Annotated in this window: 11 protein-coding genes; 6 read left to right on the plus strand and 5 right to left on the minus strand. The window is 35.8% G+C overall.

Annotation, left to right across the window (positions count from 1 at the left end; all coding sequences use genetic code 11):
- Positions 1–392: 392 nt before the first annotated feature.
- Complete coding sequence (locus REB14_RS16530; RefSeq protein ID WP_309522718.1) at positions 393–1,352, plus strand: hypothetical protein; 960 nt, start codon at positions 393–395, stop codon at positions 1,350–1,352.
- Between the two features lie 60 nt (positions 1,353–1,412).
- On the opposite strand, the gene REB14_RS16535 is transcribed toward REB14_RS16530, so the two are convergent.
- Positions 1,413–3,188: an AMP-dependent synthetase/ligase gene (locus tag REB14_RS16535; RefSeq protein WP_309522719.1), complete on the minus strand. Its 1,776-nt coding sequence runs from the start codon at positions 3,186–3,188 to the stop codon at positions 1,413–1,415.
- A 357-nt stretch (positions 3,189–3,545) separates the two neighbouring features.
- Here REB14_RS16535 and REB14_RS16540 point away from each other — a divergent pair, with 357 nt between their 5' ends.
- Positions 3,546–4,685: an acyl-CoA dehydrogenase family protein gene (locus REB14_RS16540; RefSeq protein WP_034695304.1), complete on the plus strand. Its 1,140-nt coding sequence runs from the start codon at positions 3,546–3,548 to the stop codon at positions 4,683–4,685.
- 22 nt (positions 4,686–4,707) lie between these two features.
- Positions 4,708–5,073 (plus strand): hypothetical protein, encoded by a 366-nt coding sequence (locus REB14_RS16545; protein ID WP_034695305.1) that lies wholly within the window; start codon positions 4,708–4,710, stop codon positions 5,071–5,073.
- A 266-nt stretch (positions 5,074–5,339) separates the two neighbouring features.
- On the opposite strand, the gene REB14_RS16550 is transcribed toward REB14_RS16545, so the two are convergent.
- The 4 genes from REB14_RS16550 to REB14_RS16565 all read right to left on the minus strand — a co-directional run bounded on the left by REB14_RS16550 (position 5,340) and on the right by REB14_RS16565 (position 9,911).
- Positions 5,340–6,284: a DUF4349 domain-containing protein gene (locus tag REB14_RS16550; RefSeq protein ID WP_309522720.1), complete on the minus strand. Its 945-nt coding sequence runs from the start codon at positions 6,282–6,284 to the stop codon at positions 5,340–5,342.
- Positions 6,285–6,737: 453 nt separating this feature from the next.
- Positions 6,738–8,333, minus strand: a complete 1,596-nt coding sequence (locus tag REB14_RS16555) for a peptide chain release factor 3 (protein WP_047432424.1) — start codon at positions 8,331–8,333, stop codon at positions 6,738–6,740.
- Between the two features lie 161 nt (positions 8,334–8,494).
- Positions 8,495–9,205, minus strand: coding sequence for a hypothetical protein (locus REB14_RS16560; protein WP_309522721.1), 711 nt, complete (start codon positions 9,203–9,205; stop codon positions 8,495–8,497).
- Position 9,206: 1 nt separating this feature from the next.
- Positions 9,207–9,911: a hypothetical protein gene (locus tag REB14_RS16565; RefSeq protein ID WP_309522722.1), complete on the minus strand. Its 705-nt coding sequence runs from the start codon at positions 9,909–9,911 to the stop codon at positions 9,207–9,209.
- A 108-nt stretch (positions 9,912–10,019) separates the two neighbouring features.
- Between REB14_RS16565 and REB14_RS16570 the strand changes: the two genes are divergently transcribed.
- The 3 genes from REB14_RS16570 (at position 10,020) to REB14_RS16580 (ending at position 12,450) form a co-directional block, all read left to right on the plus strand.
- Entirely contained in the window at positions 10,020–10,850 is an 831-nt protein-coding gene (locus REB14_RS16570; RefSeq protein ID WP_309522723.1) for a CPBP family intramembrane glutamic endopeptidase, read from the plus strand.
- Positions 10,851–10,879: 29 nt separating this feature from the next.
- Positions 10,880–11,467 carry an RdgB/HAM1 family non-canonical purine NTP pyrophosphatase gene (gene rdgB, locus REB14_RS16575; protein WP_423779660.1) on the plus strand — a complete coding sequence of 196 codons (588 nt, stop codon included), beginning with the start codon at positions 10,880–10,882 and terminating at the stop codon, positions 11,465–11,467.
- A 68-nt stretch (positions 11,468–11,535) separates the two neighbouring features.
- Positions 11,536–12,450 carry a ribonuclease Z gene (locus tag REB14_RS16580; RefSeq protein ID WP_309522724.1) on the plus strand — a complete coding sequence of 305 codons (915 nt, stop codon included), beginning with the start codon at positions 11,536–11,538 and terminating at the stop codon, positions 12,448–12,450.
- Positions 12,451–12,456: the final 6 nt, after the last annotated feature.

Here is a 12,456-nt window from a genome sequence, read left to right on the forward strand (position 1 = left end):
TGAGTTATACGAAAGCTGTTTCAGAAATGAAACAGCTTTTTTGCGTTATATAGTATATTGTTTTGAAAATTTGATTTAAAAGATAAAATAGTATTTATTTTCATTATTTGTTGTTAATATTTTTAATTAAATGTTAAAATGTTAAATTATTAATAATGTATTTTATTTATTTGTATATTTGTTGTAATGAAAACTACTGAAGTGTTTTTTGTTTTTTTAATAAATAAATTTCAGTAGGAGATAAATAAGCAACTCAGTTTTATAGATTATTACAAAAGTAAAATACTTTTAATTATAGTTTCATTCATATAATCAAAAATGATTTTTTTATAAATAATATCATTTGGATATTCTGATATTAATGTATGTAGAACCCAAAAAAATTATATGTAATGAAAAAATTATTGATGGGATTTTTATCTCTTTTGAGTTATTGCCTTTTAGGGCAGTTAGGGAATGTCGGTATTAATACATCTACTCCTGGAAGCACATTAGAAATTAACGGAAGTCTTTCAGCGCAATACCGTTTGATTTCTACGAATTACAGCATGGGTATAACGGATTATTATGTAGCTTATAACGGTAGCTCAGCGGGTACTGTAACACTGCCGGCTGCTACAGTTGCTTATCCTGTACAGGGGCATATTAAAGGACGCGTGTATTATATTAAAAACACGGGTACATCTAGTTTATCTGTAACGGCTAATGGAAGTGAGCTAATCGATAATCAGATGGGATTGCCTGTGTCATCCATTGGTTTAGGACAGGGTTGGTTTGTCATGTTAATCAATAATGGTGATACAGGCGGTGTGGTCACTTGGGAAGCAGTAGTTATAAACCCCAATAATACTATTAATACTATTATTAGTATGTCAACAAACTCTACTTATAATTTACCTTCTACAGCCAGTTTTAATTCTGGTATTCCACAGGTATTACCTTTTACTGCAGGTGAAGTGCAAATCAATCAAGGTTCAACAGCCTCATGGGATGCAGGGAACAATCGTTTTATCATTAATGAAACAGGTATCTATGAACTTGATGCCCTGTCTTATTTTGGAGCAGGAGGTACTGTAGGGACTAGTAGCTACATAGGAGTTAATCTTAGTATTACAAAAAATGGAACGGCTATAGCCAATGTTGTTGCCGGTACCCGTGCAAATATAGGGCAGCTTATTGCTGGAGCAGGAAATACCCCTATTTCATTCCATTGTCTGGTAAATTTAGCTGCTGGTGATGTTATTTATTTAACGATGTATAGGGGTACTTTTGACTCTGCTATAGGAACAGTACAGTCAGAGGCACCTTCGGGAGTGTCTGAATCTCGTCATTTCAGCCTGAAAAAATTATAAACTATCCGGGGATAGTTTATATATAAACACAAACCGCTTCAGAACGAAGCGGTTTTTATTTTATTGATGATCATACATCTTATTATAAAGGGCAATAAACTTTTCTTTTACCGCTTTTCTTTTCAGTTTCAACGTTGGAGTAAGCAATCCGCTTTCAATGCTCCATACTTCAGGAGTAAGCTCAATTTTTTTGATTTTCTCCCAGTTTCCAAGGTGCTCATTGATGCCGTCGATTTCTTTTTCAATTCTTTGCTTTAATTCAGGGCTTTTTGCAATCTCTTCCGGTGTAGCACCAATGTTCAGATTATTTCTTAAAGCCCAGTTTTTGGCAAATTCAAAATCAGGCTGTACCAAAGCACACGGCATTTTTTCACCATCACCCACAACCATGATCTGCTCAATGAATTTAGAGGCTTTTGCTAAATTTTCAATCGTCTGAGGGGCAATATATTTCCCACCTGATGTCTTGAACATTTCTTTCTTACGGTCAGTGATCTGTAAAAATCCGTCACCATCCACATGTCCGATATCTCCTGTTTTGAAGAAACCATCTTCTGTGAAGGCTTCTTTTGTCATTTCTTCATTTTGGAAATATCCTTTGAATACGGAGGGTCCTTTTACCGTAATTTCACCGTCTTCCTGAATTTTAACTTTTAAATTATCCAATGGAATCCCTACGGTTCCCACTTTCATCTTATCAAAGCTGTTGACAGAAATTACCGGAGAGGTTTCTGTTAAACCATAGCCTTCCAAAATAGGAATTCCCGCATTCTGGAACATTAAGTTAAGCCTTGTAGACAATGCCGCAGATCCTGAAACCAATGTCACAATTTCACCTCCTAAACCTTCTCTCCATTTGGAAAATACCAATTTATCTGCAATGATTTCCTGAAGTCCGGATGGCTTTGAAATGGTTTTCTTCTTGCTGATTAAGTTCAGCGCCCAGAAGAATATTTTTGATTTTAATCCTCCTGCAGAAGATCCTGTATTGTAAATTTTGTCATATACTTTTTCTACCAGCCTTGGTACTACCGTCATATAATGAGGCTTCACTTCTTTTACGTTTTCACCCATTTTCTCAATGCTTTCCGCAAAATAAAGAGAAAAACCGTTGTACTGATACAGATAGAACAGCATTCTTTCAAAAATATGGCAGATAGGAAGGAAGCTTAATGCTCTTGTTTCCTTATAATCCAGACTTCTTTTCTTGGGAATTCTCGGAATGGCTCCCAATACGTTTGAAACAATATTATTATGGGTAAGCATTACTCCTTTCGGTCTTCCGGTAGTTCCGGAAGTATAAATAATGGTTGCAAGATCTTCTGTATTGATCGCATTAGAAAGGTCATCCACTTCAATTTGTGTAGATTCATCTTTACCCAGATCCAGAATTTCTCTCCAGTTGGCAGCACCACTAATATTATCAAAAGTAAAAATGCCCTGTAAACTTGGGATATTATGCTTTACTTTCATTACTTTATTCAACAGCTCTTTATCAGAAACAAAACAATACTGAATTTCAGCATTATTGAAGATGAATTCATAATCTTCAGGAGAAATACTTGGATAAACCGGTACTGAAACAACGCCGATCTGAGAAAGTCCAAAGTCCATAATAGCCCATTCTGTGCGGGAATTTGTGGTAATCAAAGCGATCTTATCACCTGGTTTTATACCAAGCTTCAATAATCCTCTGGATATCTTATTTCCCTCATTAATAAACTCCTGTGTAGAAGTTTTTTTCCACTCACCATGATATTTTGTTACAAACATATCCGTTTTAGGATATTTTTCTAAAGCATAGTGTGGAATATCGAATAATCTCTTGATCGTCATGATTTTTTACGTAATTTATAAAGAAATTTAAATATAAGCATTTTTTTTAATTGAAAACATTTGAATGTAATAATTAGGAATTAGTTAAATGCTTACCATAATATATGGAATCAAAAAGGAGGCCGGAAGCCCTGAAAAGGGGATTTTATATTTTGAACTGATCATTTGTGAATGTTTATGGTTCTGAAGGTATCCGGTATTGTTTTTATCTCTCACCATTTCGAATCCCAAAACACGCATTCACTGGCATTAAACGCTCTTCAACTTCCATTTTCTGTGCCTTTTTCCTGCTTTCAATTTAATTTTTTCAGATTTGCTTAAAAAGTGTAAATTTACGGCTATCTAATTATTTTTTTTATGGACTTTAATTTATCGGAAGAACAGCTGATGATTCAGCAGGCAGCAAGAGATTTTGCACAGAACGAACTTTTACCTGGAGTGATTGAAAGAGACCGTGACCAGAAATTCCCTGCAGAACAGGTGAAGAAAATGGGAGAAATGGGACTTTTAGGAATGATGGTAGATCCAAAATACGGAGGTGCAGGAATGGACAGCGTTTCTTACGTGCTTGCCATGGAGGAAATTGCAAAAGTGGATGCTTCTGCAGCTGTTGTAATGTCTGTAAACAACTCATTGGTTTGTGCCGGTCTTGAAAAATTCGCTTCTGAAGAGCAAAAAGTAAAATATCTTACTCCACTGGCTAGCGGTCAGGTTATCGGAGCATTTGCATTATCTGAGCCGGAAGCAGGTTCTGATGCAACTTCTCAGAAAACTACTGCTGAAGACAAAGGAGATTACTACCTTTTAAATGGTATCAAAAACTGGATCACTAATGGTGGAACAGCTACTTACTATATCGTAATTGCACAGACAGATCCTGAGAAAAAGCACAAAGGAATCAATGCTTTCATCGTTGAAAGAGGATGGGAAGGATTCGAAATTGGATTAAAAGAAGACAAATTAGGAATCAGAGGAAGTGATACTCACTCTTTGATCTTTAATAACGTAAAAGTTCCGAAGGAAAACAGAATTGGTGCTGACGGATTCGGGTTCAACTTTGCTATGGCAGTATTGAACGGAGGAAGAATTGGTATTGCTTCTCAGGCTTTAGGGATTGCTTCAGGTGCTTACGAACTGGCATTGAAATATGCTAAAACAAGAAAAGCTTTCAAAACTGAAATCATCAACCACCAGGCGATTGCATTCAAATTAGCTGATATGGCTACTCAGATCACTGCTGCAAGAATGTTATGTTTCAAAGCTGCTTGTGAGAAAGATGCTGGAAAAGATATTTCTGAAAGCGGAGCTATGGCAAAATTATACTCTTCTCAAGTGGCAATGGATACTACTATTGAAGCAGTACAGATTCACGGAGGATACGGATATGTGAAAGAATACCACGTAGAAAGATTAATGAGAGATGCAAAAATCACTCAGATCTATGAAGGAACTTCTGAAATTCAGAAAATCGTGATCTCCAGAAGCATCGCAAAATAACATTTTATAAAACACACTACCTATGAAAAAATCTTTGTGGATCACCCTTGGGGTTGTACTGCTGTTACTGGGCGTATTTGTCTGGTATAAATACTATTTCGTTTTCGGAGAAGGAGTAAAATCCGGATACCTGAATTATGCTATGAAAAAAGGTTATGTTTTCAAAACTTATGAAGGCAAGCTGATTCAGGAAGGTTTTGGAAGAGGAAAAACAGGAACAATTACAAGCTATGAGTTTGAATTTTCTGTAGATGATCCCGAAGTTTTCAAACAACTGGAAACCAACAGCGGTAAAACTTTTGACCTGCATTACAAAGAGTATAATGGCGCACTTCCCTGGAGAGGAAACACAAAGTTCATTGTAGATAAAGTAGTGAATATGAAATAAAACAAATAAGGCTCTCAATAGAGGGCCTTATTTTACACCAAATCACAAAATATTAATATATGAAATAAAATTTCCAAATTTATTTTTGAACCTTGTTTCCCAACGAAGATTCTTTACATTTTGCTTATACTTAAAGTTAAGAGTTATTTTTCTAATAAGCAAGCACTTTCTTTTAACGTTTGATAAAATTAAACATAAGAATCGAACTTCAATTCTAAACCTCATTAAAAAAATATTAAAAATCTACCCTTAGGAAAGATTGAAACCTAGTGAGAGTCGTTATTAGGAATGTTTCTGTTCTTCTTTTTATAGAAATAATATCCAATACCGGCAATCAGGAATAAAGGCCATAATGGAAGGATAAACAGGAATATGGAAGTAATAACATCCCAGCCGGATTCAATGGCAGCCAGTGATTTTCCGCCAAAAGTTTTAGGCTCTGTTTCTGTTTTAGCTTTATCGCTGATATTTACATTGATTGTACAGATGGTATTGTCAGCGTAGTTTCGTCCTGAAACCTGAATATCTTTTGTATCAATATCTCCAATATTGCTATTGATAGCCTCCATTAGCCCATCAAAATGTTGCATAGGAACTTTGATATCAAGGCTGTATATTTTTTGATCTTCTCCATGAGGGCTGGCAGATTCTACATAAGAAAGATTTTCACTTTTGATATACCCGCTATTTCTGTTCGCTTCTTCCCGGATGATTTCCTTCACCGTTTCAGCATTTTCTGCTCTTATGACAAGATATCCTGATTTTATCATTTTATCTTTAGGCATATTCAGTTCGTAACTGTCATTCTTAGGCTTTTCTTTATAAATGATTTTGGTTTCTTTAATAACCTTTGGTGCTGGAGTTTTTGCTGCAATTTTTTCAGATTTCTTTGCTATAGAATCTTTTTTCTCTATTTTGGATTCCAGTTTTGTATTGGCCATTTTATCAGATAAAGAATCTACCATTTTGGAAGTGTTCTCTATCTTTTGCTGGATGTCATTTTTAGTATTCTCAAAGTCTTTTATTTTAATATTAGCAGAATCCATAACCTGGTCTACTGTTTTACTGGCATTTTCAACGGTTTCTGTAGCAACTGTGGCCGCACTGTCGGCTGAATGGATTGCTTCATGTATTTTATCCTGTGTAGCTTCCGCTTTTTTACACATAATGAAAGTGCTTGCTACAGCAGCGAGTAAGATGAACTTTTTCATAAGATTAATTTTTTTGATGAAGTAAAGTTAGAAGGGAAGTTCTTGTAAAGATTGTAAATGAAATGTATTGTGCTGGCAAAATTGTAACTATTGTATTTTCAGTCTTTTGTATTTGTTTTACAAAAGATTTACAAGGCGTTTTTCTTAGTTTTGATGGGGTGAGAAAAGAATTTATACTTCGTAATGCAGCATTTAATAACAGCATTTTATTACTTGTGGATTTGGATTCTACGGAATGACAAACAGAACGCTGAATTTATCCATACATTTTGTCGTCTCGCCAAATATTAGTTTGGAAAACTGAAAATTCCCATCCTTTGGAGGGGTGGCGAAAATTCAAAGAATTTTTGGCGGGGTGGTTTTGAAAAATACATGATAAAAAAATCCGCAGAAAACTTCTGCGGATCTATATTTTGAACAATTTCGCCTTTTGCGATTTTGCCTGGTTACTTCTTAATTTTCTCTGAACTCACTGATGAAGTGTAATTTCACATTCGGGAATTTCTCCTGAGTCATGTGAATGGTGAAAGAAGAGTCTGCAAGGAATACCAATTGATTGTATTTGTCTCTCGCCAGGAATCTCTGCTTTAATCTTGCAAATTCTTTGAATTCTTCAGACTTCTCATCAGCTTCTACCCAACATGCTTTGTGCATAGATAGCGGTTCATAAGTACATTTTGCACCATATTCATGCTCTAGACGATATTGGATAACTTCATACTGAAGGGCTCCAACCGTTCCAATGATCTTTCTTCCGTTCATTTCAAGCGTAAATAACTGTGCCACTCCTTCATCCATCAGTTGATCAATACCTTTCGCCAATTGCTTAGCTTTTAAAGGATCGTTGTTATTGATATAACGGAAATGTTCAGGAGAGAAGCTTGGAATCCCTTTGAAGCTTAATTTTTCTCCGCCAGTCAATGTATCTCCGATTCTGAAACTTCCTGTATCATGTAAACCAACGATATCACCAGGGAAACTTTCTTCCACCACTTCTTTCTTATCTGCAAAGAATGCGTTAGGAGAAGAGAACTTCATTTTTTTACCTTCTCTTACCAATAAGTAATTCTCGTTTCTTTTGAAGGTTCCGGAAACAATCTTTACGAAGGCAAGTCTGTCTCTGTGCTTAGGATCCATATTCGCGTGGATTTTAAAAACAAATCCTGTAAAAGTACTTTCCTCAGGTTTTACCAGACGGGTATCACTTTCCTTAGGTTGTGGCATTGGAGCAATATCAATAAAAGCGTCCAATAATTCACGTACTCCAAAGTTATTTAAAGCTGATCCGAAGAATACCGGCTGAAGATCACCTTTCATATAATCTTCACGGTTAAATTCAGGATAAACAGACTGGATCAGATCAAGCTCTTCTCGTAAAGTTTTTGCTGCTTTTTCACCAATAACATCATCAATAGAAGTATCATTGATGTCATCAAACTTAATAGAATCTCCAACTTTCTGCTTTTTCTCTTCTAAAAATAACTGAATATTGTCTTCCCAGATGTTGTAAATTCCCTGGAAGTCGCTCCCCATACCAATCGGTAAAGAAAGAGGGCAAACCGTTAATCCTAATTTTTGTTCTACTTCATCCAAAAGATCGAAGGCGTCTTTACCTTCACGGTCCAGTTTATTGATGAAAACCAGCATTGGAATGTTTCTCATTCTACACACCTGTACCAGTTTTTCAGTTTGTTCCTCAACCCCTTTTGCAACGTCAATTACAACGATTACGGAGTCTACAGCAGTTAATGTTCTGTAAGTATCCTCAGCAAAGTCTTTGTGACCTGGAGTGTCTAGAATGTTGATTTTGTGATCTCTATATTCAAAAGCCAATACGGAAGTTGCTACAGAGATCCCTCTCTGTCTTTCAATTTCCATAAAGTCGGAGGTAGCTCCTTTTTTTATTTTGTTGGATTTTACCGCACCCGCTTCCTGAATTGCTCCACCGAAAAGAAGTAACTTTTCTGTAAGAGTTGTTTTTCCGGCATCCGGGTGGGAAATGATCCCGAAGGTCTTTCTTTTTTGTATTTCTTTGATTAAGTCTGACATATCGTATTTTGAAGTTGCAAAAATCGTGATTTTTTACGAGGTTTTCAAATTTTAATTAAGACAATGTTAATTAGATAAAATAATAGAAGGATATTCAGGTTTCAGAATGATGAATATAGCTATGAAGCGGTCAATAGCTGGCTTTTCTTCAATGCAGCTTATCAGACTATTATTTTTATTAGCAACATAAAAACATACACCAATCCTGCAGCAATCAGGATAATAATGGCTGCCATGATGTATTCAAATATCCCAAATTCTGTTTTTTGTGGTTCTGAACTAAGATTATATTGATCAATCGCCTGCTGACTTATTCTCAGATCCGGACGAAAGTGTTGAATCCCTTTTAGAAAATGGCGGTACAGATCATATTGGTTGCTTACAATTATCAGTTCAAAATTGAAATCAACACGTGTCGGTCCAACTTCCCCTGCTTTATTTTTCAGGTAGACCTGCAATGTCGTTTTGCCATATTTTACGGTCTGGGTGTTGAAAACATGTACATCAGTGGATGAGTTCTGAGCTGGCTGAAGTTCATGATATAACAGTGTTTCAATGATTGCATTCCGGCTGTTGTAAAATGTTACTCCTTTTTCATCCACAACCGCTTTTCGTACCTTTTGTTTTTTTCTGTAAGTTAAAGCCATTATCAAAGCGATACAACAAAATATAAGAAGCGGTTGGGCAATAAGAAGCGTGAAAAAAATGCCAAGATCATGTTCCAAATATTGCCAGAAATTATTATAAATAAGATTAAAAACAACCCCGATTACCACCATAATCAGAATGACAGCGATCCAGAGAATTCCCATTAGAAAATAAGTAATGGGTGTGTTGATTTTAGATTCTATGGTCTGGAATTTTTCGATCATATTAATTCTTGGTTTCAGTTAACAAAAAAACAAGCCCGCATATAAGTGCTGTAATAATAAGTGCGGCCAGCATTAAAAGCCAGCCTCCTAAAGAAATTCCTTTACTGTTCACTTTCCAGGTTTCCGTATCAATAGAGTAGTTACGAAAAACAAAAGGATCTATTGTTAAATCAGGACGGAAAGTGACAATGCCATGCAGAAAGTGGGCATACAAAATAGATTTGTTTTTTACCACTTTCAAAGGAAGATTCATGTCAATACGTCTTGTAGTCTCGCTTTTTTTATCTGATAGAATTGTTACCTCCAGTAAAGGAGCGATTCCTGATCCCACCGGATTGAATGTGTAAATATCAAAATCCTGTGTTGAAGGTCGGAGATCCGTGTAGAGGAGCTGATCTGCAATTTCATTTCTTGAATTGTAAAATAAGAGACCGGTTTCATCAACCACAATTGTATGGGCTAGTTTTTCCCTTTTGATCATATAATGGCGGATAACAGGAATCAGAATCAGTAATGAAAGTCCCCAGCTGATCAGGGCGGGGTACAGCATGGCTTCAAATCCTCTTTTATATATTCCGTAGATAGGACCTAAAACAAAAAGCAAAGTGAAAGGAATAAAGATCACAAAGAAAAGTACATTCAGAACAATAGTCATCAGTTTGTTGGTGGTAGACTCAATTCTTTGAAACGGAGATTCTGTATTCATTTTGTGCTGTTCATGGATAAAGGAACGAAAATAAGAAATTCCTTTTTTAGTTGCCTGTAGCAGTCAAAAAAATTATCTTTGTTTCTCATAAACTTTTACAGAGAAAGGATGGGAAATAGCAAATATCCGAAGTTTACGTTCACATGGTTTGGCGGTGTTGTTTTGGTGGTTGGATTATTCGTGGGAACAATGGCCGTTTCTTTATTCAGTACTTTTTGGAAAGTTGTTTTCCGGGAAAATATTGAATTGAAAGACTGGTTTCTGATGGTGGCGAATTCTGTGGGATTCCTTACAGCTATTGCTTTCTTCGATTTTTTCGTTGTAAGACGTACCACTCAAAAGAAGCTTAATTTCAACTTATCATCGGTTAATTTTTCTACCTATCTTCTCATCTTTCCAATGATGGCAGGGATGATGTTTATTTCTGAATTTATTGCTGCTCAGATTCCGACTACCGGGCCGTTTTTCGGTGACTTTTATGAATATTTTACTCAGTTGATGAGCCAATTGACAGATAATCCTGTTGTCATGATTATCATGACGGTAATCATGGCGCCGATTTTTGAGGAAATTATATTCAGAGGAATTATTCAGAAAGGATTGATCAATAAAGGAGTAGAACCATGGAAAGCAATTTTATATGCCTCCATTATTTTTGGAGTGGTTCACGGAAATCCATGGCAGTTTATCAGTGCTGTGATGCTGGGCTGTGTACTGGGATTAGTCTATCATAAAACAAAGTCTTTACTGATGCCGATATTGCTGCATGCGTTTAATAATTTAACACTGTCGTTATTGGTTCTTTATGGTAAAGATGAGAGTTTTGCAAAGGTTCTTCATGTTTCAGAATGGCTTGTACTAGCTGTTGGAATTATACTTTTCTCTTTGTTCTACTATCTTTTTATGAAAAAGTATAAAGTACATTATGCTGAAATGTAAGTAACCCGGTTAAAAAAGTAAAATTGAAAATGAATATAGAAATGGAATTATTAGTAGCGACACACAACGAACATAAAAAAGAAGAAATCCAACAGATACTGGGAAGTGATTGCGTGGTGAAAAGCCTTACCGATTATAATATTCACGAAGAAATTGTAGAAGATGGAGATTCTTTTCATGCCAATGCCCTGATCAAGGCCAAATATTGCTTTGAAAGAACAGGGGTTCCAAGTCTGGGAGATGACAGCGGTTTGGTAGTCGAATCTTTAGACGGAAGACCGGGAATTTTCTCTGCCCGTTATGCCGGAGATCATGATTTCGCCAAAAATATAGAAAAGGTATTGGAAGAAATGCAGGGAATTGAAAACAGAAAAGCTTATTTTGTGACGGTTCTGTGTTATTATGATGAAAATGGTGCTCAATATTTTGAAGGAAGAGTTCATGGAAATTTACTGACAGAAAATAAAGGTTTCAAAGGCTTCGGATATGATCCGATTTTTGTTCCTGAAGGATACGAAAGAACATTTGCAGAAATGGATCCTGAAGACAAAAACAAGATCAGCCACCGTAAACAGGCATTAGACCTATTTATGGATTTTTTAAAAGTAACTGATTAAGTTTAAATATCAGGAAGAAATCTCCATTTATATTTTCTGTTGTACATTTGTTATCATAAATTATTGATTTGAGTACTTATTTAACAATATTAGGCTTTAACTCTGCGATTCCAACCATCAATACATCACCTACAGCACAGCTGCTGGAAATGGAAGAAAGGCTCTTCCTGATTGATTGTGGAGAAGGTACACAGGTACAGCTGAGAAAGGCAAAAGCAAGATTTTCAAAAATCAATCATATTTTTATCTCCCATCTTCATGGAGATCATTGTTTTGGACTTCCGGGGCTTATAGCCTCTTTCCGCCTTTTAGGAAGAGATATGCCTTTGCATGTTTATGGTCCTAAAGGAATTAAGAAGATGATGGAAACCATTTTTCAGATTACAGAAACCCATCGTGGCTTTGAAGTGATTTATCATGAACTGGATAAAGATTATTCTGAAAAAATATATGAGGATAACAGAATAGAAGTATACACTATTCCATTGGATCACAGGATTTACTGTAATGGGTATCTTTTTAAAGAAAAACCGAAAGACAGACATCTTAATATGAAAGAGATTGCCAAGTACAGCGAAATTGAAACCTGTGATTATCACAATATCAAAGCAGGAAAAGATATTGTACTAAGCGATGGTTATATCCTTAAAAATGAAATTCTGACTGTTGATCCGGCTCCATCAGTATCCTATGCGTTTTGCAGTGATACCCGCTATCTTGAAAGTGTGATTCCTATTATTAAAAATGTAACGGTTTTGTATCATGAATCTACATTTTTACACGATCTGAAGGAAATGGCAGATTATACAGGTCATACCACAGCTTTGGAAGCAGCTACCATTGCTCAGAAAGCTCAGGTTGGAAAGTTGATTTTAGGTCACTTTTCCAACAGATATGGAGATCTGACAGTATTTACTGATGAGGCAAGAGAAATATTTCCCAATACATTTTTACCAAAAGCATTGGAGAGTGTAAAGATTTAGAATGAA

The sequence above is a fragment of the Chryseobacterium metallicongregator genome (genome assembly GCF_031324065.1).
Taxonomy (GTDB): Bacteria; Bacteroidota; Bacteroidia; order Flavobacteriales; family Weeksellaceae; genus Chryseobacterium; species Chryseobacterium metallicongregator.